The sequence below is a fragment of the Piscinibacter defluvii genome (genome assembly GCF_004011805.1).
GTDB classification, from domain to species: Bacteria; Pseudomonadota; Gammaproteobacteria; order Burkholderiales; family Burkholderiaceae_C; genus Piscinibacter; species Piscinibacter defluvii.
This window is the reverse complement of the sequence record NZ_RCHJ01000016.1, coordinates 119,846-140,729: the sequence shown is the minus strand read 5'-3', so window position 1 is coordinate 140,729 and position 20,884 is coordinate 119,846. Positions and strand designations below refer to the sequence as shown.

Annotated in this window: 18 protein-coding genes; 11 read left to right on the top strand and 7 right to left on the bottom strand. The window is 71.9% G+C overall.

The window, feature by feature from the left end; translation table 11 throughout:
• Window positions 1–3 precede the first annotated feature (3 nt).
• A complete protein-coding gene (aptA, locus tag D9C15_RS24180; protein ID WP_128001027.1) occupies window positions 4–1,365 on the bottom strand; it encodes an omega-aminotransferase AptA in 1,362 nt (453 codons plus the stop codon).
• Window positions 1,366–1,522: 157 nt separating this feature from the next.
• Here aptA and D9C15_RS24175 point away from each other — a divergent pair, with 157 nt between their 5' ends.
• Window positions 1,523–2,002, top strand: coding sequence for an Lrp/AsnC family transcriptional regulator (locus D9C15_RS24175; protein WP_128001026.1), 480 nt, complete (start codon window positions 1,523–1,525; stop codon window positions 2,000–2,002).
• Here the strand turns inward: D9C15_RS24175 and D9C15_RS24170 are convergent.
• Complete coding sequence (locus D9C15_RS24170; RefSeq protein WP_128001025.1) at window positions 1,974–2,507, bottom strand: hemerythrin domain-containing protein; 534 nt, start codon at window positions 2,505–2,507, stop codon at window positions 1,974–1,976. The two genes, D9C15_RS24175 and D9C15_RS24170, sit on opposite strands and share 29 nt — an antisense overlap.
• Before the next feature lie 61 nt (window positions 2,508–2,568).
• Complete coding sequence (locus D9C15_RS24165) at window positions 2,569–3,489, bottom strand: agmatinase (RefSeq protein ID WP_128001024.1); 921 nt, start codon at window positions 3,487–3,489, stop codon at window positions 2,569–2,571.
• A gap of 29 nt (window positions 3,490–3,518) precedes the next feature.
• Between D9C15_RS24165 and D9C15_RS24160 the strand changes: the two genes are divergently transcribed.
• The 9 genes from D9C15_RS24160 to D9C15_RS24120 all read left to right on the top strand — a co-directional run bounded on the left by D9C15_RS24160 (window position 3,519) and on the right by D9C15_RS24120 (window position 14,089).
• A complete protein-coding gene (locus D9C15_RS24160; protein WP_128001023.1) occupies window positions 3,519–4,889 on the top strand; it encodes a transaminase in 1,371 nt (456 codons plus the stop codon).
• The gene (locus D9C15_RS24155; RefSeq protein WP_128001022.1) at window positions 4,886–5,593 is read left to right on the top strand and encodes a type 1 glutamine amidotransferase; all 708 of its coding nucleotides are present in this window, start codon (window positions 4,886–4,888) and stop codon (window positions 5,591–5,593) included. Before D9C15_RS24160 ends, D9C15_RS24155 begins: the two co-directional genes overlap by 4 nt.
• A 241-nt stretch (window positions 5,594–5,834) precedes the next feature.
• Window positions 5,835–7,133 carry an isocitrate lyase gene (gene aceA, locus D9C15_RS24150; RefSeq protein ID WP_128001021.1) on the top strand — a complete coding sequence of 433 codons (1,299 nt, stop codon included), beginning with the start codon at window positions 5,835–5,837 and terminating at the stop codon, window positions 7,131–7,133.
• Between the two features lie 101 nt (window positions 7,134–7,234).
• A complete protein-coding gene (locus D9C15_RS24145) occupies window positions 7,235–8,419 on the top strand; it encodes a TIR domain-containing protein (RefSeq protein WP_128001020.1) in 1,185 nt (394 codons plus the stop codon).
• A 38-nt stretch (window positions 8,420–8,457) separates the two neighbouring features.
• Window positions 8,458–8,919: a CoA-binding protein gene (locus D9C15_RS24140; protein WP_128001113.1), complete on the top strand. Its 462-nt coding sequence runs from the start codon at window positions 8,458–8,460 to the stop codon at window positions 8,917–8,919.
• A 12-nt stretch (window positions 8,920–8,931) separates the two neighbouring features.
• Window positions 8,932–10,215 (top strand): O-acetylhomoserine aminocarboxypropyltransferase/cysteine synthase family protein, encoded by a 1,284-nt coding sequence (locus tag D9C15_RS24135; protein ID WP_128001019.1) that lies wholly within the window; start codon window positions 8,932–8,934, stop codon window positions 10,213–10,215.
• 1 nt (window position 10,216) lies between these two features.
• Entirely contained in the window at window positions 10,217–11,866 is a 1,650-nt protein-coding gene (locus tag D9C15_RS24130) for an acyl-CoA synthetase (RefSeq protein WP_128001018.1), read from the top strand.
• 16 nt (window positions 11,867–11,882) lie between these two features.
• Window positions 11,883–12,674, top strand: coding sequence for an enoyl-CoA hydratase (locus D9C15_RS24125; RefSeq protein ID WP_128001017.1), 792 nt, complete (start codon window positions 11,883–11,885; stop codon window positions 12,672–12,674).
• A complete protein-coding gene (locus D9C15_RS24120; protein WP_128001016.1) occupies window positions 12,671–14,089 on the top strand; it encodes a L,D-transpeptidase family protein in 1,419 nt (472 codons plus the stop codon). The genes D9C15_RS24125 and D9C15_RS24120 overlap by 4 nt, the downstream gene beginning before the upstream one ends.
• A 10-nt stretch (window positions 14,090–14,099) precedes the next feature.
• Here D9C15_RS24120 and mepK read toward each other — a convergent pair whose 3' ends face one another.
• The gene (gene mepK / locus D9C15_RS24115; protein ID WP_128001015.1) at window positions 14,100–14,630 is read right to left on the bottom strand and encodes a peptidoglycan L,D-endopeptidase MepK; all 531 of its coding nucleotides are present in this window, start codon (window positions 14,628–14,630) and stop codon (window positions 14,100–14,102) included.
• 147 nt (window positions 14,631–14,777) lie between these two features.
• On the opposite strand from mepK, the gene D9C15_RS24110 reads away from it, so the two are divergent.
• Complete coding sequence (locus tag D9C15_RS24110; protein WP_128001014.1) at window positions 14,778–16,691, top strand: M48 family metallopeptidase; 1,914 nt, start codon at window positions 14,778–14,780, stop codon at window positions 16,689–16,691.
• Window positions 16,692–16,706: 15 nt separating this feature from the next.
• Here the strand turns inward: D9C15_RS24110 and D9C15_RS24105 are convergent, their stop codons facing one another.
• From D9C15_RS24105 to D9C15_RS24095, 3 genes are read right to left on the bottom strand one after another with little or no spacing between them, the layout of a single operon-like run.
• The gene (locus D9C15_RS24105) at window positions 16,707–18,155 is read right to left on the bottom strand and encodes a GTPase (protein WP_240668571.1); all 1,449 of its coding nucleotides are present in this window, start codon (window positions 18,153–18,155) and stop codon (window positions 16,707–16,709) included.
• Window positions 18,152–19,114, bottom strand: coding sequence for a DUF2868 domain-containing protein (locus D9C15_RS24100; RefSeq protein WP_128001013.1), 963 nt, complete (start codon window positions 19,112–19,114; stop codon window positions 18,152–18,154). The genes D9C15_RS24105 and D9C15_RS24100 overlap by 4 nt, the downstream gene beginning before the upstream one ends.
• Window positions 19,111–20,796 carry an electron transfer flavoprotein-ubiquinone oxidoreductase gene (locus tag D9C15_RS24095; RefSeq protein ID WP_128001012.1) on the bottom strand — a complete coding sequence of 562 codons (1,686 nt, stop codon included), beginning with the start codon at window positions 20,794–20,796 and terminating at the stop codon, window positions 19,111–19,113. Before D9C15_RS24095 ends, D9C15_RS24100 begins: the two co-directional genes overlap by 4 nt.
• Between the last annotated feature and the right edge of the window lie 88 nt (window positions 20,797–20,884).

The window sequence follows — 20,884 nt, the reverse complement described above, 5'->3', positions numbered from 1 at the left end:
CGGTCAGGCCGCACCCTTCAGCACGTCGGCGATCGTGCCGACGAGCTGCTCGATGTGCTGCTTCTCGATGATCAGCGGCGGCGACAGCGCGATCGTGTCGCCGGTGGTGCGGATCAGCACGCCGCGCTCCCAGCACTTGAGGAACACCTCGAAGGCCCGCTTGCCGGGCTGCCCGGCGATCGGCTCGAGCTCGATGCCGCCGACCAGGCCGATGTTGCGGATGTCGATCACCCCGGGCAGGCCCCGCAGCGAGTGCAGCGCGTCCTCGAAGGGCTTGGCCATGGCCGCGCCGCGCACCAGCAGGCCTTCCTCGGCGTAGGTGTCGAGCGTGCCGAGCGCCGCGGCACAGGCCAGCGGGTGGGCCGAGTAGGTGTAGCCGTGCGGGAACTCGATCAGGTGCTCCGGCCCGGTCATGAAGGCGTCGTGGATGTGCCGCTTCGCGAACACCGCGCCCATCGGCACGCAGCCGTTGGTGATGCCCTTGGCGGTGGTCATCAGGTCCGGCGTCACGTCGAAGAAGGTCGAGGCGAACGGCGCGCCGAGGCGGCCGAAGCCGGTGATGACCTCGTCGAAGATCAGCAGGATGCCGTGCCTGTCGCAGATGCTGCGCAGGCGCTCCAGGTAACCCTTGGGCGGCAGCAGCACGCCGGTCGAGCCGGCCACCGGCTCGACGATCACCGCGGCGATGGTCGAGGCATCGTGCAGCGCGACCAGGCGCTCCAGGTCGTCGGCCAGTTCCGCACCATGCTGCGGCACGCCGCGGCTGTAGGCGTTGCGCGTGAGGTCGTGCGTGTGGCGCAGGTGGTCGACGCCGCCGAGCAGCGGGCCGAAGGACTTGCGGTTGCCGACCATGCCGCCCACCGACACGCCGCCGAAGTTGACGCCGTGGTAGCCGCGCTCGCGGCCGATCAACCGGGTGCGGGTGCCTTCGCCGCGGGCGCGGTGGTAGGCCACGGCGATCTTCAGCGCGGTGTCCACCGCCTCGCTGCCCGAGTTGGTGAAGAACACCTTGTCCAGCCCCGGCGGGCCGATCTTCACCAGGCGCTCGGCCAGCTCGAAGGCCTTGGGGTGCGCCATGTTGAAGGGCGGCGCGAAGTCGAGCTCGGCGGCCTGCTGCGCGATCGCCTGCACGATGCGCGGCCGTGCATGGCCGGCGTTCACGCACCACAGGCCGGCGATGCCGTCGAGCACCTGGCGACCCTCGGGCGTCCAGAAGTGCATGCCCTCGGCCTTCGCGAGCAGGCGCGGCGCGGCCTTGAACTGCCGGCTCGCGGTGAAGGGCATCCAGTAGGCGTCCAGCGCATGCGGGTGCTGCGCGGCGGTCTGGCGCACCTCGAGGACGGCGGGGTCGATCGGCTTGTTCATCGGGGCTCTCCGGGGCCGGGCCTGAGTGCGGGCAAGTGTGCAATCCGCTACAGACTCAGTCTAGAGAAACCGGCGCGCAATGTGCTTGCGCAATCGCGCCGGGTTCACCCCGGTTACTGCAATATCATTCGAAGAATCGAACAACAAAGTCAATCCGATGCGACTCAAGGCCGCCGACGTGCAACTGGATGCGATAGACCGGGCCATCCTGACCGAGCTGCAGCAAGCGGGCCGGCTCTCGAACCTGGAGCTCGCGCAACGCGTGCATCTCTCGCCCTCGGCCTGCCTGCGGCGCGTCAAGGCGCTCGAGGACTCCGGCGTCATCGCGCAGTACGTCGCGCTGCTGAACCCGAAGGCCGTGGGCAAGCACGGCATCAGCTACACGATCATCAACCTCGAGAGCATGAACACGCCGCTGCTCGAGGCCTTCGAGAACGCGGTGCGCGCCACACCCGAGATCCTCGACTGCTACTACGTGGCCGGCGAGAACGACTACCTGATCCGCTTCGCCTACCGCGACGCCGAGGACCTGGAGCGCTTCCACTCGCAGGTGCTGATGCACCTGCCCGGCGTGGCGCGCTCGAACTCGATGCTGGTGCTGCGCACCGTCAAGAGGACGACGGCGCTCCCGCTCTGAACACCAGCGGCGGCAGCGCGGCGCGGCGGCGCTGCAGCTTCTCGGCCTGGGCCTTGGCCTCGGGGTAGATCAGCGATTCCTCGAGGGCGATGTGCTCGCGGCACAGCTCCAGGAACACCTGCAGCGCGTGGCGCAGCTCGGCCGGGTCGTACCAGTTGTAGCCGGCGGCGATGGCGCGCAGCTGGGGCGCGATCGCGAGCCAGTCCTCCTCGATCCAGCCATGGTCCTGCTGCAGCATGCGCACGGTGGCGACGAGGTCGACGTCGGTCGAGGCCAGCAGCTGCGGGAAGACCTTGGTCTCCTCGTCCAGGTGGTGGCGCTGCGAGGTGGTGCTGAAGAAACGCTCGATCGTGTCGGCCTCGCTGCGGGCGTGATCGTCCACGCCCTCGCGGTCCAGGTGATCCATCAGCGCGCCGAGACGCTCCAGGTGCTGGGCGATCTGCTGGTGGCAGTCGTCGAGCGCGCGGAAATCGGTCGGCTGGGGGTGCTTCGCTGCTGCAGCCATGGGTACTCCTCGTGGTGACGCCCCATTCTTAGCACTGCTGCGACGCAGCATCTGCGGCAGATCAAGCCCCGGACAGGCGGGCGCAGAGGTAGGTCCAGACGAAGTTCGCAGCGGCCTGGCTGGTGAGTTCGGCGTGGTCGTAGGGCGGGGCCACCTCGACGCAATCCATGCCGACGAAGGGCAGCCCGGCCGTCTCCTCGAGCAGCGTCAGCACCTGATTGGTGCTCATTCCGCCCGGCTCGGGCGTGCCGGTGCCGGGAGCGAAGGCGGGGTCGAGGCAGTCGATGTCCAGGCTCAGGTAGAGCGGCGGGTGGCCGTGCGCGGCCTGGCGCGCGCGGATCGCCTCGAGCACCGGGGCCAGTTGCGCCGGGTTCTCCAGGCCGCGCAGGTCGCGTGCGGTGAAGATCTGGCCGCCCTGGTCGCGCACGTACTCGCGCGCCGCGCGCACGCCGGCCGAGCGGATGCCGATCTGCGTGAAGCACTCCGGCACGACCAGGCCTTCGCGGATCGCTTCGTAGACCCAGGTGCCGTGGCCGCTCGGCTCGCCGAAATGGTCTTCCCAGGTGTCGCAATGGGCGTCGAAATGGATCACCGCGAGCGGCCGGCCGAGCCAGGCGCGGTAGGCGCGCAGCAGCGCCAGCGTGATCGAATGGTCGCCGCCCAGCCAGGCCATGTGGTGCGCGCGGATCAGGCGCTCGACGGGCGCGTGCATCGCCTCGCGCATCGCCACCAGGCTGGTGTTGGGCAGTTCCAGGTCGCCGGCATCGCCGAGCCGGCCGCTGGGCGTGAGGTCGAACAGCGGGTGGATCGCGTCGCACAGCATGTGGCTGGCGGCGCGGATCGCCCGCGGGCCCATGCGCGCCCCGGGGCGGTTGGTGACCGCGCCGTCCCAGGCAATGCCGGCCACGGCGAACGGCGTGTCCACGCCGGCCGGCGGCGCCTTCAGGAAGGTGTGGTGGGAGAGAAAGGCGAAGGCGCTCATCGGGGCTGCTGATGCACACTCGGGCCGCGATGATACGGACCGATGGCCATTGCCCCGACCGCGCGCGCCTGGCCGCCCTGCACGCGGCCGAGCTGACGCGCTATGTCGAGACCCATCCGCGCAGCGTGGCGCTCGCCGCCGAGGATGCGCGGCACTACCTGTTCGGCGTGCCGATGCACTGGATGCGCGACTGGCCGACGCCGGCCACGCTGCACGTCGAACACGCCCTTGGCAACCGGCTCGTCGATGCGGACGGCCACGAGATCGTCGACTTCTGCCTTGGCGACACCGGCGCGATGTTCGGCCACAGCCCCGAACCGGTGGCGCAGGCGATCGCCCGCCAGGCGGCGCAGGGCCTGACGGCCATGCTGCCGTCGGTGCGCAGCGCCGAGGTCGGTCGCCTGCTCGCGCACACCTTCGGCCTGCCGCGCTGGCAGATGACGCTGAGCGCGAGCGACGCGAACCGCTTCGTGATCCGCTGGGCGCGCGCCATCACCGGCCGGCCCAAGGTGCTGGTGTTCGACGGCTGCTACCACGGCACCGTGGACGACACGCTGGTCGACCGTGCCGGCGACGGCCGCACGCTGACCCGCGCCAGCCTGCTCGGCCAGGTGCACGACCTGGCGCTCGGCACGGTGGTGGTGCCGTTCAACGATGCCGCGGCCGTGCGTGCCGCACTGGCGCGGGGTGACGTGGCCTGCGTGCTCACCGAGCCGGCGCTGACCAACTGCGGCCTCGTTCCGGCGCGGCCGGGCTTTCTCGAGGACGTGCAGCGCGCCTGTGCCGAACACGGCTGCCTGCTGGTGCTCGACGAGACACACACCATCAGCAGCGGCTGGGGCGGGCAGGGCCGCCAGCAGGGGTTGCAGCCCGATGTCATCGTGGTCGGCAAGGCGGTGGCCGGCGGCCTGCCCTGCGCCGTCTACGGCTTCACCGAGGCGGTCGACGCGCGCATGCAGGCTGCCAAGCGCGCCGCGCCGGACGGCCACTCGGGCATCGGCACCACGCTGTCGGCCAACCTGCTCGCGCTGGCGGCCCTGCAGGCCCAGCTCGCCGAGGTGATGACACCGGCGGTCTACGCCGGCATGCTGGCGCACGCGGCGCTGCTCGAGCAGCGCCTGGACGAGGTGATCGCCGCGGCCGGCGTGCCGTGGACCGTCACGCGGCTGGGGGCCCGCATGGAGCTGCAGTTCTGCGCCGTCACGCCCGCCGACGCGGCCGCCGCGCGCGCCGCGATGAATGCGCCGCTCGAGCAGGCACTGCACCTGTACCTGCTCAACCGCGGGCTGCTGGTCACGCCCTTCCACAACATGCTGCTGGTCGCGCCGCAGACCGGGGCGTCCGACATCGAGCGGCTGGTCGGCGCGGTGGGAGCCTTCCTGTCCGAGGTGTGTGCGTGAAGCCGGTGCTGGTGCTGCAGCACATGGCCAGCGACGGGCCGGGTTACCTCGCCACCTGGCTGCGCCAGCAGGGGCTGCCGTTCCAGGTGTTCGACAGCAGCGCCGGGCAGGCCTACCCGGCGCAGATCGACGCCTGGGGCGCGCTCGCGGTGCTGGGCGGCGAGATGAGCGCCAACGATCCACTGCCTTCGCTGCGCCAGGCCGAGCGCCTCATCCTCGCGGCCATGCAGGCCGGCGTGCCGGTGATCGGCCATTGCCTCGGCGGCCAGTTGATGGCGCGGGCGCTCGGGGCCGGGATCGGTGCGTCGCCAGCGCCGGAGATCGGCTGGCAGCCCGTTCGCATCGAGCCGCACGCCGCGGCCAGCGACTGGTTCGGCGCGGGCAAGCAGGCCGTGGTGTACCAGTGGCATTACGAGGCCTTCGACCTGCCGGCCGGGGCCACGCTGCTGGCCTCGAGCCCGGCCTGTCCGCACCAGGCCTTCGCGATCGGCCCGCACCTGGGCCTGCAGTTCCACGTCGAGGTGGACGAGCACAAGCTGGCCGTCTGGTCGGCCTGCGACGACCCGCATTACCTCGCGCTTCAGGAGACCTGCCCGAGCGTGCAAAGCGGCGCGGCGATGCGCGCCGATGCGGCGCGTCACCTGGCCGCGCAGCAGCGCCTCGCCGCGCGCTTCTATGCGCGGTGGATCGGCGCCGCCGGCTGATTTCACGATCCACGACAGCCGTTTCGGGATCCGGAACGGGGCCTTGCTGCGCTGCCGCATTTTTTCTCATTGTGAAGGATGACACTTCGCATCCTGGAATGATGCGCGTAAGTTGTTGATTTAATGAAGAAAGATTTTTAGTCTTCTATAAGACATAAGTCTTCGCAGCGCTTCTCTCCGGGCGTAGGCTAGAGCCATCGTTTCGGCTCAATGCCTTGTCTCTCAACTGACCGGAGGTCCCATGACGAACCCGACCCGTGAACAACAGATCGCCGCCCTCGAGAAGGAGTGGGCGACCAACCCGCGCTGGAAGGGCATCCAGCGCGGCTACGGCGCCGCCGACGTGGTGCGCCTGCGCGGCTCGGTGCCCATCGAGCACACGCTGGCCAAGCGCGGTGCCGAGAAGCTGTGGAACCTGCTGAACACCGAGCCCTTCATCAACTCGCTCGGCGCGCTCACCGGCAACCAGGCCATGCAGCAGGTCAAGGCCGGCCTGAAGGCGATCTACCTGTCGGGCTGGCAGGTCGCCGGCGATGCCAACAGCAACGGCGAGATGTACCCCGACCAGTCGCTCTACGCGGTGGACTCGGTGCCCAAGGTCGTCAAGCGCATCAACGCGACCTTCAAGCGTGCCGACGAGATCCAGTGGAGCGAGGGCAAGAACGACATCGACTACTTCGCCCCGATCGTGGCCGACGCGGAAGCCGGCTTCGGCGGCGTGCTGAACGCCTTCGAGCTGATGAAGGCCATGATCGACGCCGGCGCGGCCGGCGTGCACTTCGAGGACCAGCTCGCCTCGGTCAAGAAGTGCGGCCACATGGGCGGCAAGGTGCTGGTGCCCACGCGTGAAGCGGTGGCCAAGCTCGTCGCCGCGCGCCTGGCGGCCGACACGATGGGCACGCCGACGATTCTGCTGGCGCGCACCGACGCCGAAGCCGCCGACCTTGTCACCAGCGACGTGGACGAGAACGACAAGCCCTTCCTGACGGGCGAGCGCACCGTCGAAGGCTTCTTCCGCACCAAGAACGGCCTCGAGCAGTCGATCAGCCGCGGCCTGGCCTACGCGCCGTACGCCGACCTGATCTGGTGCGAGACCGGCAAGCCGGACCTGGTGTTCGCCAAGAAGTTCGCCGACGCGATCCACGCCAAGTTCCCGGGCAAGCTGCTCGCCTACAACTGCTCGCCCTCGTTCAACTGGAAGAAGAACCTGGACGACGCGACCATCGCCAAGTTCCAGCGCGAGCTCGGCGCGATGGGCTACAAGTTCCAGTTCATCACCCTGGCCGGCTTCCACAGCCTGAACTACTCGATGTTCGACCTGGCCTACGGCTACGCGCGCAACAACATGAGCGCCTTCGTCGAGCTGCAGGAGAAGGAGTTCGCCGCCGCGGAGCGTGGCTTCACCGCGGTGAAGCACCAGCGCGAGGTCGGCACCGGCTACTTCGATGCGGTGACGACCACGATCGAGGCCCAGGCCTCGACCGCCGCGCTGAAGGGCTCGACCGAGGACGAGCAGTTCTTCGACAAGAAGCACGCGTAAGGCGCAACGCGAGGAGACAGGGGGCCCGGCACTGCCGGGCCTTTCCGCGGCGTTGACAAGGCGGCCGGCGGGCCGCGACAGTCGCGTCCCGGGAGGTCACGATGGGCATCGTCTTCATCAACTACCGGCGCGACAGCACGGCGGGCGAGGCGCGTGCACTGTTCAACAGCCTCGTACAGCAGCTCGGCGCGGAGCGCGTCTTCATGGACGTGGACAACATCGCGCTCGGGCGCGACTTCCGCGAGGTGCTGCGCCAGCGGCTCGACGACTGCGAGGTGATGCTGGCGCTGATCGGCCGCGGCTGGGCCGACGCACGCGACGCGGCCGGCCAGCGCCGGCTCGAGCAGCCGAACGACTTCGTGCGGCTGGAGATCGCGACCGCGCTGCAGCGCAACGTGGCCGTCACGCCGGTGCTGGTGCAGGACGCGCGCATGCCGTCAGCCGACGCGCTGCCCGACGACCTGAAGCCGCTCGCCTTTCGCAACGGCTTCGAGATCAGCCACCAGACCTGGGACTCGAACGTGCGCGAACTCGTCGCGCGGCTCGGGCTGGCGCCGGTCGGCCGCAGCGACACCCCGCGCTCGCGCACGCCCATGCTGGCCGGGGCGGCGCTGTTGGCCGTCGCCGCGGCGGGTGGCGCGTGGTTCGCCTTGCAGGAGCCGCCGGCGCCGCCGACGCCGACGGCCGCTGCGACGCCGGACGTGGCCGTCGCGCCTTCGCCCGCACCCGCGCCGGTGCCGCCGGCGGCGACGCAGGCGCCCCCGGTTCCGGCTCCGCCCGCCGCGGCGCCTGTGCCCGAACCGCCACCGGCCACACCGGCGCCGGCCCCCGCGCCGGCACCGAGGGCCGCCGCCGCGCCGGCACCGCCCGCTGCACAGAAGGCGCCGCGTGAGACACCGACTCCGGCGCCGGTCATGGCGGCCGCAGCGGCGCCGTCGCCGTCGGTGCAGGCGCTCGTGGCGGCGCTGGTGGGCCCGGAGGCGCAGGCGCGGCAGGAGGCCAGCGCGACGCTGGAACGCGACCATCTGCGTTCGCGCGAGGCGGTGCAGGCCGCACTGGCCTACCTGCCGTACGAACGCTTCCAGACCCTGGGCACGGTCGCGCAGCGCAGCCGGCTGCTGAACTTCCTGCTGGCCACCGAGGACGCCGCCTGGACGCCGGAGCTGCGCGCCGAGGGCGCGCGCGCCATCGCCAGTGTGCAGGCCCGGATGCGTGCGAACCCCGGCGGTTTCCGGGCCGAGAACATGCAGCGGGTCGACGCGCTGGCGGCGCGGCTGGGCGCCTGACCGGTCGACGGTGCCTTCGCTTGCGCTATCGTCGCCGCATGGCCGACGACATCTCCGAGCTGCGCCGCATCCTCAAGACCTGCAGGACGCTCGCCATCGTCGGCTTGTCGGCCGAGTGGCACCGGCCGAGCTTCTTCGCCGCCAAGTACATGCAGGAGCACGGCTACCGCATCGTGCCGGTCAATCCCCGCTACCAGTCCATCCTCGGCGAGCGCTGCTGGCCGAGCCTCGAGGCCATCCCCCACCCGGTCGACCTGGTCGACGTGTTCCGCCGCACCGAGGACGTGCTGCCGATCGCGCAACAGGCCGTGGCAATCGGCGCGCGGTGCCTGTGGCAGCAGATCGGCGTGAAGAACCTCGAGGCCGACGCGCTGGTGCGCGCCGCCGGGCTCGAGTCGGTGATGGACCGCTGCGTCAAGATCGAGCATGCGCGCCTCTTCGGCGGGCTGCACTGGGCGGGCGTGAACACCAAGGTCATCTCGGCTCGTCGGCCCGTCTGACGCCATGACGTCATGAGCGACCACGTCTTCCGGCCCGAAACGCTCGCGATCCACGCCGGCCAGATCCCCGACGCGGCCACCGGCGCGCGGGCGCTTCCGATCTACCAGACCACCAGCTTCGTGTTCGACTCGGCCGACCATGCCGCGTCGCTGTTCAACCTGCAGACCTTCGGCAACGTCTACTCGCGCCTGTCCAACCCGACGGTGGCCGCGCTGGAGGAGCGCGTGGCCGCGCTCGAGGGCGGGCGCGCCGCGGTCGCCTCGGCCAGCGGCATGGCGGCCGAGGCGATGGCGCTGATGACGATCCTGCAGCAGGGCGACCATGTCGTGGCGGCCGGCGCGCTGTACGGCGGCACGGTGACGATGCTGGCGGTCAATCTCGCGAAGTTCGGCATCGAGACCACGTTCGTCGACGCGACGAAACCGGACGCCTTCGCGGCCGCGATCAAGCCCAACACCCGTGCGGTGTTCGCCGAGAGCCTGGGCAACCCGAGCCTCGTCGTGCTCGACATCGCCGCGGTGGCCGAGGTGGCCCATGCGCATGGCGTGCCGCTGGTGATCGACAACACCGTGCCGTCGCCGTTCCTGTGCCAGCCCTTTGCGCATGGTGCGGACATCGTCGTGCATTCGGCCACCAAGTACCTCGGCGGGCACGGCACCACGCTGGCCGGGGTGATCGTCGAAAGCGGCCGCTTCCCGTGGGACAACGGCAAGTTCCCCGGCATGACCGAGCCCTCGCCGGGTTACCACGGCGTCAAGTTCTACGAGACCTTCGGAGACTTCGGCTTCACGATGCGCGCGCGCATGGAGACGCTGCGCGTCTACGGTGCGGCGCTCGCGCCGATGAGTGCCTGGCAGATCCTGCAGGGCATCGAGACCCTGCCGCTGCGCATGGAGCGGCATGGCGCGAACGCGCTGAAGGTGGCGGAGTTCCTGCGTGCGCACCCGCGCGTCGGCTGGGTCAACTACCCGGGCCTGCCGGACCATCCGCAGCACGCGCTGGTGACGAGGCAGATGCGCGGTGCCTCCGGGCTGCTGGCCTTCGGCGTGAAGGGGGGGCTTCCGGCGGGCGTGCGCTTCATCGAGTCGGCGCAGTTCATGAGCCACCTGGCCAACATCGGCGACACGCGCACGCTGATCATCCACCCGGCCTCGACCACGCACCGCCAGCTCGACGAGGCGCAGCAGCGCGCCGCCGGGGTGCTGCCGGACATGATCCGCATGTCGGTCGGGCTGGAGCACATCGACGACATCCTGTGGGACATAGACCAGGCCTTGAGCAAGGCGGGAGACTGACGTGAGCAGCATCTACGAGCAGCACCTCGACAAGAACCCCGCCAACTTCGCGGCGCTCTCGCCGGTCAGCTTCGTCGAACGCAGCGCCGAGGTGTTCGGCGACCTGCCGGCGGTGATCCACGGCACGCGCCGGTACGACTGGCGCACGCTGCGCGAGCGCTCGGCTCGCCTGGCCGCGGCACTGCGTGCGCTCGGCGTCGGCCGCGGCACCACGGTGACGACGATGCTGCCGAACACGCCCGAGATGGTCGAGGCGCACTACGCCATCCCGGCGCTGAACGCGGTGATCAACACGCTCAACACGCGGCTCGACGCGCCGCTGCTGGCCTGGCAGATGAACCACTGCGAGGCGGCGGTCGTGATCACCGACCGCGAGTTCGCGCCGGTGATGGGGCCGGCGCTGCGGCTGCTCGAGGAGGAACACGGCCGCAGCCCGGTGGTCATCGACGTCTTCGACAGCGAATACACCGGCCCCGGCGAGCGGCTCGGCGCGCACGAGTACGAGGCGCTGCTCGCCGCATACGAGCCGCTCGCGCGGCTCGAGGGCCCGGCCGACGAGTGGGACGCGATCGCGGTCAGCTACACCTCCGGCACCACCGGCGACCCGAAGGGCGTGGTCACGCACCACCGCGGCGCGTACCTGAACGCGGTGTGCAATGCGGCCACCTGGACCATGCCGCACTTCCCGACCTACCTGTGGACACTGCCGATGTTCCACTGCAACGGCTGGTGCTTCCCCTGGACCGTGGCGATGCTCGGCGGCACGCATGTGTGCCTGCGGCGCGTCGACGCCGCCTCCATCCTCGCCGCGATGCGCGAGCACGGCGTGGACCACTACTGCGCCGCGCCGATCGTGCACAACCTGATCATTGCCGCCGCGCCGGAGCAGCGCGCGGGCATCCGCCAGAAGGTGCGCGGCATGGTGGCCGGCGCGGCGCCGCCGGCCGCGATGATCGAGGGCATGGCCACGATCGGCTTCGACATCACCCATGTCTACGGGCTGACCGAGGTCTACGGGCCCGCGTCGGTGGCCGTCAAGCGCGCCGGCTGGGCGGCCGAGAGCCTGTCCGAGCAGACCCGGCTGAACGGCCGCCAGGGCGTGCGCTACGCGCTGCAGGAGGGCATGACGGTGCTGGACCCCGAGTCGATGCGCGAGACCCCGGCCGACGGCCAGACGATGGGCGAGATCATGTTCCGCGGCAACATCGTGATGAAGGGCTACCTGAAGAACCCGTCGGCCACCGACAAGGCGTTCGCGGGCGGCTGGTTCCACACCGGCGACCTGGCGGTGATGGAGCCCGACCGCTACGTCAAGATCAAGGACCGCAGCAAGGACATCATCATCTCCGGCGGCGAGAACATCAGCTCGATCGAGGTCGAGGATGCGCTGTACCGCCACCCGGCGGTGCTGGCCTGCGCGGTGGTGGCCCGGCCGCACGAGAAATGGGGCGAGACGCCGCTGGCCTACGTCGAGCTCAAGCCCGGCGCGAGCGTCACGGCCGAGGAACTGATCGCGCACTGCAAGGGCCTGCTGGCGGGCTACAAGGTGCCCAGGGAGATCCGCTTCGAGGCGATCCCGAAGACCTCGACCGGCAAGATCCAGAAGTTCCAGCTGCGCGAGCGCGCCAAGAGCGCCTCGGCCATCGAATAACACACAGGAGACGGACATGGCTGACGAGCCCCTGCTGCTGCAGCAGCGCGACGAGCGCGGCGTGGTGGCGCTGACGCTGAACCGGCCGCAGGCCTTCAATTCGCTCTCGGAGGCGATGCTCGCGGCGCTGGCACAGGCCCTGGGCACCCTTGCCGGGGACGAGTCGGTGCGCGTGGTCGTGCTGGGCGCCTCCGGCAAGGCCTTCTGCGCCGGCCACGACCTGAAGGAGATGCGCGCCGAGCCCTCGCTCAAGTACTACCAGCGCCTGTTCGCGCAATGCGCGCAGGTGATGCTGGCGATCCAGCGCCTGCCGGTGCCGGTGATCGCGCGCGTGCAGGGCATCGCCACCGCCGCCGGCTGCCAGCTGGTGGCGATGTGCGACCTCGCGGTCGCCAGCCGCGACGCGCGCTTCGCGGTCAGCGGCGTCAACCTCGGGCTGTTCTGCTCCACGCCGGGCGTGGCGCTGTCGCGCAACCTGCCGCGCAAGGCGGCCTTCGAGATGCTGGTGACGGGCGACTTCATCTCCGCCGAGCAGGCATTGGCCAAGGGCCTCGTCAACCGCGTGGCCGCGCCGGAGGCGCTCGATGCGGAGGTCGAGGCGCTGGTGGCGCGCATCGTCGCCAAGCCGCGCGTCGCGATCGCGCTCGGCAAGGGCCTGTTCTACCGCCAGCTCGAGGAAGGCATCGCTGCCGCCTACGAGGATGCCGGCCGCACGATGGCCTGCAACATGATGGACGCCAGCGCACTCGAGGGTGTGCAGGCCTTCATCGACAAGCGTCCGCCGAGTTGGGGCACGCCGGGCGGATGATCCGGGCACTGCTGCTGGCGGCGCTCTGGCTGGCCGGCACCTGGACGAGCGCGGCCCTGGCCGCCCCGCGCTGGCTCGACGACGCCGGCCGGCCCCTGCCGGGCGCACGCGACGCGCTCGCGCTGCTGGCCACGGCGGGCGACGACGGGCTGGATCCGCGCGACTACGATGCCGCCGGCCTGGCCGCGCGCGCGCCCGACGCCGCCTGGGCCGCGGCCCTCGAGGCGAACCTGCTGCGCTACCTGCGCCACCTGCACGGCGGGCGCGTGACGCCGCGCGACCTCGGTTTCGGCGTGGTGGCCGCGCCGCTGCCGGCGGCCGAACTGGCCCGGCGGCTCGACGAGGCGGTGGCCGCCGGTCGGCTGGTCGCGCTGGCCGATGAACTGCGTCCCGCGTTCGTGCAGTACCGCCAGCTGCGCGCCGCGCTGGCGGCCTACCGCACGCTCGCCGCCGCTGGGGCCTGGCCGGTCCTGCCGACGCCGCCCGCGCCGCAGGCACTGCGCCAGCGCCTGCAGGCGCTCGGCGATCTGCCGGCCGACGCCCCCGACACGGACAGCGACGACGATGCGACGCTGGCCGATGCCGTGCGGCACTTCCAGGCCCGCCACGGACTCGCGGCCGACGGCGTGCCGGGACGCGCAACGCAGGCGGCGCTGAACGTGACGCCGGCGCAGCGTGTGCGGCAGATCGAGCTCGCGCTCGAGCGCCTGCGCTGGCTGCCGCCGCGCAGTGCCCGGCCGGTGGTGGCGGTCAACATCCCGATGTACCGGCTGTGGGCCTGGGACGCAGGCCGGGACGACGCGCACCCGGCGCTGTCCATGGGCGTGATCGTCGGCCGGGCGCTGAACACGCGCACGCCGGTGTTCGCCGACGAGATGCGCTGGCTGGTGTTCCGACCGTCCTGGCACGTGCCGCGCTCGATCGTGCGTGACGAGATCCTGCCGGCGCTGGCGCGCGACCCGTCCTACCTGGCGCGCCACGACATGGAGCTGACCCAGGTGCCCGGCGAGGCGCTGCCGCGCATCCGCCAGCGGCCGGGGCCGTCGAACGCGCTCGGGCTGGTCAAGTTCATCTTCCCGAACGATGCCAACGTGTACCTGCACGGCACCCCGGCGCCGCGCCTGTTCGCGCAGCCGCGGCGCGACTTCAGCCACGGCTGCGTGCGCGTCGAGGACCCGGTCGCGCTGGCCCAGTGGGTGCTGAAGGACCGGCCCGAGTGGACCCGCGAGGCCATCCTCGCGGCGATGAACGGCGGCGATTCACGCCAGGTCGACCTGAGCGCACCGCTGCCGGTGCTGCTGTACTACCTCACCGCGATGGTGATGCCCGAGGACGGGCAGCTGCACTTCGCCGCCGACATCTACGGCCACGACGCGGCGCTGGAGCGTGCGCTGTCCCGGCGGCCGCGGCCCTGACGATCTGCGCCTACCACCGGCGCACGCGGCCGGTGTCGACGTGCACGAAGTTCGAGCCCGGGTAGTAGCCGACGCCGCCGCCGCCCAGCCCAAGCGCCGCGTCGCGCAGCCGCTCGAGCGGCACGTCGGCCAGGCGCACGTCGATCGCCCGACCGCTCATGTGCAGGCTGCCGCTGGCCACGCCGCTGCTGCGTTCGTGCAGCATGCGGTTCGTCGCCGGCGAGCGGTAGCCCGAGATGATCTCGAACGGCCGCCGGCTGCCGAGCCGGCCGTGCAGCGCGTGCAGCAGGTCGAGCAATGCCGGATCCATCGCGCCGACCTCGCCGCTGCGGAAGTCGCGCAGCAGCCGGTTGACGGCGGTCAGCGCGTCGGGCAGGTAGTCGGTGCCGCGGGCGTACTCGAGCTCGAGCCGTTCGCCGGTGTGCAGGTGGGCGAAGCTCAGCACGCGCGGCGCGGAGGGCAGTGCGGCCTGGGCGGCCTGGGTGAGCCAGGGGGCCGCGGCGAGGGCGGCAACGAAGCGGCGACGGTGCAGGGTGCTCACGGTGGGGGGTATGCGGCAAAGGGGACAGTGTACCCAGCGACGCCCCCGGTCAGGGGGAGTTCTGCCCGTGAACAACTTCGCGTCGCCACCGGGCGCGACGGCCGGACAGCACGCCCAGCCGCGACACTTCGACCTTCGGAGCCTCCCGTGCACGACCACGACTACCGCCGCCTCGTCGCGGCCTACGAACACGACAGCCGCGACGATCCGCGCCGTTTCGCGCTGGTCACCGCGGCGCTGGCCGCGTTCGGCTACGCCGCCATCGTCGCGACGCTGGCCGGCGCTGCCGTCGGCCTGGGTTGGGGCCTGACCCAGCTGGTGCACGGCCGCGTGCGCAGCTGGAAGGTGCTGCTGGTGATCGGCTGCGCCTCGCTGCTGGTCTCGCTGCTGCGCGCCTTGTGGCTGCGCAGCGGCGAGCCCGAGGGCATGCCCATCACGCACCGCGAGGCGCCGCGTCTGTTCGAGCTGATCGACCAGGTGCGCCGGCGTGTCGGGGCGCCACGTCCCGACCGCGTGCTGATCGACGGCGAGATGAACGCCGCGGTGGTGCAGCAGCCGCGCCTGGGCCTGCTGGGCTGGCACCGCAACACCCTGATCCTCGGCCTGCCGCTGATGATGGCGCTGGACGGCAAGCAGCTCGCCGCCGTGCTGGCGCACGAGTTCGGCCACCTGCGCGGCGCGCACGGCAAGCTCGGCGCCTGGGTCTACCGCACGCGGCGCTCCTGGGTGCGCCTGGCCGAGTCGCGCGAGCGTGCCCGCCTGGGCGGCTCGGTGGCCGACCTGGCGCTGGCCTTCTTCTTCCGCCATTTCTTCCCGCGCTTCAACGCCCGCGCCTTCGTGCTCTCGCGCCAGCAGGAGTACGAGGCCGACCGCACCGCGCACGAGGTGGTGGGGCGCGAGCCGGCCGCCACCGGGCTGATCGCCATCGAGCTTCAGGCGCGCTACCTGCACGAGCAGTTCTGGCCGATGGTGTGGCGCCATGCCGCGCACCTGCCGAGCCCGGAGAAGGAGCGGCCCTACCGCGCGATGCAGCAGGCGCTGAAGAGCGCGCCCGCGAACGCAAAGGCGGGGCTGTGGCTGAAGGAGGCGGTCAAGCGCCTGCCCGACCTGTCCGACACCCACCCCGGCCTGCGCGACCGGCTCGACTTCGCCGACGTGCCGGCGAAGCTGCCGCCGCCGCTGACCGTCTCGGCCGCCGAGGCGCTGCTGCGCGAGGCGCTGCCGGCCTGGCTGACCCGGCTCGACCACCAGTGGCGCCGGCGCAGCGCCGAGGGCTGGCGCGAGCGGCACCGCTACGCGCAGGCGCAGCGCCGCATGGCCGAGGAGCTGCAGGCGGCGCTGAACCAGGGCCCGCTGGACCCGGACGACCACCTGCTGTGGGCCCGCGCCGCGCTGTGGATCGAGGGCGAGGCGGCCGAGATCACGGTGCTGCGCCGCATGCTGCGCGACCACCCGACGCACCTGGGCGCCCGCTACGAGCTCGGCAGCACGCTGATCGAGGTCGACGACCGCCAGTTCAACGACGAGGGCGCGCAGCTGCTGCGCGAGGTGGCCGAGGGCGGCAACCACCCCTGGGCGCTGCCCGCGGCGCAGCGCATCGAGGCCTGGCTGCAGGCACGCGAGCGCTGGGACGAGCTGAAGACCTGGCGCGCCACGCTGGCGCGCATCGAGCAGCGCACCGAGGCCACCTGGGAGGCGCTGCACGACTTCGAAGGCGAGCCGCGCTTCGAGCCGCACGGCCTGGGCCGTCGCGCGCTGCGCCCGCTGGAGGACCTGCTGCGCGGCGAGAAGGCGGCCGGCCGGGCCTGGGTGGTGCGCAAGGCCGTGGCCGAGGCGCCGGACTGGCGCTTCTGCATCGTCATCGTCGAGCGCTCCAAGGTGCTGGGCCAGCCCGACGCGCAGTCCTGGTGGGCCGAGCTGCGCGAGCGCATCGACCTGCCGTGTCCGTTCATGGTGATCGACACCGCGCACCCGGTCTGGGCCGACAAGGCGCAGGCCGCGCTGCTCGACAAGATGCGCGCGGTGCCCGACGCGCTGGTGTGGGGCGGCCGCAGCGCCTGACGCGCGCGCCCCCGTTCACAGCCAGTCGGCCGCGTCCGGATAGAGCGATCGCAGCAGGGCCGCACCGGCGCTGCCGAGGGGAGCCTGCAGCGCAGCGGCCACGGCCACCTCGTCCTGCGGCGTGCGCCGGCGCCAGGCCGCGTCGAAGGCGGCATGCTGCGGTGCCAGCGCCGCCTGCACCTGCTCGGCCCAGAACGCCGGCCCGGGCCCGTCGACCCAGGCGCCGCGGCCGCGCCCATGGTGCGCCACCGCCAGGTAGCCGAGCAGGGCGGATTCGGCGAGCTCGTGCAGCACCTCCTCGGTCCAGGCCAGGGTCGGCTGCTCCAGGCCGCGCACCAGGTTGTAGCCGCGTGCCAGGCCGGCGGCGCCGAGCGCCCCGAGCAGGCCGCCGGCCAGCAGGCCGCCGCCGAGCGTCAGGCCACCGCTGGCGAGGTCGGCCTTGAGTCCGGCCAGCGCGCCGCTGAGCAGTCCGCCGACCAGCGCCGAGCGGCCTTCGGAGAGCGGCGCGCGCAGCGCATAGTGCTCGGCCAGGCGTTGCAGCACCTGCGCGCCGGCGTGGCCGTCCAGGCCGTGCAGCGCGATCAGGCGGTCGGTGCTGGCGCGCATGTCGGTGTCGAGCCGCTCGGCCAGCGCGCTCATCGCGCGTTCGCGCGGCGTGGCCGGCCCGCCGCGGCGCAGACCGAGCGCGCTGCCGAGTTCGGCCAGGCGGTCGGTCCAGCCGGTCTCGGCGATCGGCTCGCGGTCGCACGCGGCGCGCGCCAGGCGCTGCGCCAGCACCTGCAGCGCCTGCTGCCAGACGCCACGCTCGCGTTCGCGCCAGGCCCTGTGCAGCACGTCGAAGGCGGACCGCGCCTCGCCCGGCAGCGCGGCGCCGACGGCACGCAGCAGCGCATCCTCCTGCACCCAGCAGCGCGCGAAGGCGTCCAGTGCCAGCACGCCACGCACGCAGCGGTGGGCCTCGGCGACGCCCTGCCAGCGCGCCCGCTCGGCGGCCTCGGACAGCGCGTCCAGCGGCGGGCCGACCTGGTTCAGCAGCAGCAGCGTCGGCGTGCCCAGCAGGTCCAGCACCGCGAGCTCGGCGTCGACCTGCGGGCTGTCCTCGGGCGGCTCGGCGGCGTTGACGAGGTAGAGCACCACGTCGGCCTCGTCGAGCACGTTCTTCACCGCACGCTGGCTGGACCACAGCGCCGGCTCGCGCCAGCGGTCCCACACCTCGTTGAGGAACCAGCCGATCGGGTTGCCGGCACGCGAGAGCCGACGCGCCAGGCGCACGCTGTCGCCGAAGCCCGGCGTGTCCCACAGCTCGAGCACGTGATCGCCGGCCTCGACCAGGGTCTGGCGCTCGGCCACCTGCGTGACGTGCGGCGCGTCGCGCACCTCGCCGACGTCGCGCCGCAGCAGGGTGCGCGCCAGCGTCGTCTTGCCGACGTTGGTGTGCGAGACCAGGCTGAGCGCGATCCTCACGGCACCGACAGGTCGACGAACAGCGCCGGAAGGTGGCGCGACACGAGCCAGGATCGCCACAGCGCCCGGCGCTCCTCGAGGCGGCGCGCGCCGTCCGGCCCGGCGAAGCGGCGCCGGAACCCCGATTCGTCGAGCAGCACCAGCGCCGGCGGCGCGGGCAGGGCGGCGAGCAGCGCACCGTGGGTCTCGGCCTCGGGCGTGGCGGTCAGCGGCAGCAGCAGCACCTCGGCTGCGACGGCCTGCGCCTCCTCGCCTTGCGCCAGCGAGGGCGCGAGCTGCAGCTCGACCGGGCCGCCCACGTGCCGTTCGAGCGCGGCCCGCAGCCCGGCGCGCAGCGCCTCGGCGCCCTGGTAGCTGTAGGGCAGCACCTGCAGCGGCCGGGCGCCGGCGCTCGGTGCAGGCGCCTCGCTGGCGCGGGCGGCGGCGAAGGCCAGCAGCGTGCGCGGCAGGATCACCAGCGCGGCCAGCGTGATGGCGTAGAGATGGATCCAGCGGGCCGCGCGCTCGCCACCGCCCCCGGCCGAGAAGCGCAGCGCCGCGAACTCGTCCAGCGTGGGCAGCGTGATGCCGCCCAGCGCCGCAGCCGGGCCGAACAGCCACTGCATGAAGCGATGCAGCGCGGGGGCGTCGAAGAAGGTGCTGTCCCAGCCGGCGCGGAACTCGAGGAAGCTGCCGCGGGCGTACATCGACAGCACCGCGCCGCAGGCGAGCAGCGCCGCCGCGGCGTGCAGCCAGGCGGCCAGGCGCCGCTGCGGTGTCGTCAACGACCGATGGCGCGCCACGGCCACCAGCAGCAGCGCGTAGACGGCGAGGTTCCAGCCCAGCATCGCCAGCAGCGGCGGGGCGAACAGGTTGATGCGCTGGCCGCCGGGCAGCGCATCGAGCGCAGCGCCGGCCGCGAAGGCGGCGACCAGCAGCAGCGGCCCGGCCGCCCGTGGCAGCGCGACGCCGGGCTTCACATGCCGGCGTAGTTCGGCCCGCCGCCGCCCTCGGGCGTGACCCAGACGATGTTCTGCGTCGGGTCCTTGATGTCGCAGGTCTTGCAGTGCACGCAGTTCTGCGCGTTGATCTGCAGGCGGTCGTCCTCGCCGTCGGCCTTGACGAACTCGTACACGCCGGCCGGGCAGTAGCGGCTTTCGGGCCCGGCGTACTTCTGCAGGTTCACCGCCACCGGCACCGAGGTGTCCTTCAGCGTCAGGTGCGCCGGCTGGTCCTCGGCATGGTTGGTGTTGCTGATGAACACCGAGCCGAGCCGGTCGAAGCTGATCACGCCGTCCGGCTTCGGGTAGGTGATCGGCGTGCACTGGTCGGCCGGCTTGAGATAGGTGTGGTCGGCCGCCTGGCGATGCAGTGTCCAGGGCGGCGCCTTGAAGCCCAGGCGCGGCAGCAGCCACTGCTCGACACCGGTCATCAGTGTCGCGGTGGTGCGGCCCTTCTTGAACCACTGCTTGAAGTTGCGTGCGCGGTCGAGTTCCTCGTGCAGCCAGCTCTTCTCGAAGGCGGCCGGGTAGGCGGCCAGTTCGTCGCCGCCGCGGCCGGCCTTCAGCGCCGCGTCGATCGCCTCGGCGCACAGCATGCCGGTCTTGATCGCCGCATGGCTGCCCTTGATGCGGCTGGCGTTCAGGAAGCCGGCCTCGCAGCCGACCAGCGCGCCGCCCGGGAACACGACCTTCGGCAGGCTCAGGATGCCGCCGGCGGTGATGGCGCGCGCACCGTAGCCGATGCGCTTGCCGCCCTCGAGCGTGGCGCGGATCGCCGGGTGGGTCTTCCAGCGCTGGAACTCCTCGAACGGGCTGAGCCAGGGATTGGCGTAGTCGAGGCCGACCACGAAGCCCAGCTCCACCTTGTTGTCCGCATCGTGGTAGAGGAACGAGCCGCCGTAGGTGTCGGCGTCGAGCGGCCAGCCGGCGGTGTGCAGCACCAGCCCGGGCCGGTGCCTGGACGGGTCGACCTCCCACAGCTCCTTCAGGCCGATGCCGTAGCTCTGCGGGTCCTTGCCCGCATCGAGCTTGTAGCGCGCGATCAGCTGCTTGCCCAGGTGGCCGCGCGCGCCCTCGGCGAACACGGTGTACTTGCCGTGCAGCTCCATGCCGAGCTGGAAGGCCTCGGTCGGCTCGCCGTCGCGGCCGACGCCCATGTTGCCGGTGGCGATGCCCTTGACCGCGCCCGTGTCGGTGTAGAGCACCTCGGCCGCCGCGAAGCCGGGGAAGATCTCCACGCCCAGCGCCTCGGCCTGCTGCGCCAGCCAGCGCACCAGGTTGCCCAGGCTCAGGATGAAGTTGCCGTGGTTCTTGAAGCAGTCGGGCAGCAGGAAGTCGGGCGTGGCCTGCGCGCCGGTCTCGGAGAGGAACAGGAAGCGGTCCTCGGTGACGGGCTGGGTGAGCGGCGCGCCCATCTCCTGCCACTTCGGGAACAGTTCGGTGAGCGCGATCGGGTCCATGATCGCGCCCGAGAGGATGTGCGCGCCCGGTTCCGAGCCCTTCTCGATGACCACCACCGAGACCTCGCGGTTCTCGAGCGCGGCAAGCTGCTTCAGGCGGATCGCGGTGGCCAGGCCGGCCGGGCCGGCGCCCACCACGACCACGTCGTACTCCATGGCTTCGCGCGGGCCGTACTGCTCGAGGATCTGCTGAGGGGTCATCGTGCGTCCAGGGGGAATCCGGGCGGCGATTCTACGGGGTGGAGAGGTCGGAAAAGCACGATCGTTCGATGACCTGGAGCGAGCTCTC

Excerpts from the sequence above, each read along its gene's own strand:
- aptA (WP_128001027.1), bottom strand. The coding sequence starts at position 1,365 with ATGAACAAGCCGATCGACCCCGCCGTCCTCGAGGTGCGCCAGACCGCC.
- D9C15_RS24175 (WP_128001026.1), top strand. The coding sequence starts at position 1,523 with ATGCGACTCAAGGCCGCCGACGTGCAACTGGATGCGATAGACCGGGCC.
- D9C15_RS24170 (WP_128001025.1), bottom strand. The coding sequence starts at position 2,507 with ATGGCTGCAGCAGCGAAGCACCCCCAGCCGACCGATTTCCGCGCGCTC.
- D9C15_RS24165 (WP_128001024.1), bottom strand. The coding sequence starts at position 3,489 with ATGAGCGCCTTCGCCTTTCTCTCCCACCACACCTTCCTGAAGGCGCCG.
- D9C15_RS24160 (WP_128001023.1), top strand. The coding sequence starts at position 3,519 with ATGATACGGACCGATGGCCATTGCCCCGACCGCGCGCGCCTGGCCGCC.
- aceA (WP_128001021.1), top strand. The coding sequence starts at position 5,835 with ATGACGAACCCGACCCGTGAACAACAGATCGCCGCCCTCGAGAAGGAG.
- D9C15_RS24145 (WP_128001020.1), top strand. The coding sequence starts at position 7,235 with ATGGGCATCGTCTTCATCAACTACCGGCGCGACAGCACGGCGGGCGAG.
- D9C15_RS24140 (WP_128001113.1), top strand. The coding sequence starts at position 8,458 with ATGGCCGACGACATCTCCGAGCTGCGCCGCATCCTCAAGACCTGCAGG.
- D9C15_RS24135 (WP_128001019.1), top strand. The coding sequence starts at position 8,932 with ATGAGCGACCACGTCTTCCGGCCCGAAACGCTCGCGATCCACGCCGGC.
- D9C15_RS24125 (WP_128001017.1), top strand. The coding sequence starts at position 11,883 with ATGGCTGACGAGCCCCTGCTGCTGCAGCAGCGCGACGAGCGCGGCGTG.
- D9C15_RS24120 (WP_128001016.1), top strand. The coding sequence starts at position 12,671 with ATGATCCGGGCACTGCTGCTGGCGGCGCTCTGGCTGGCCGGCACCTGG.
- D9C15_RS24095 (WP_128001012.1), bottom strand. The coding sequence starts at position 20,796 with ATGACCCCTCAGCAGATCCTCGAGCAGTACGGCCCGCGCGAAGCCATG.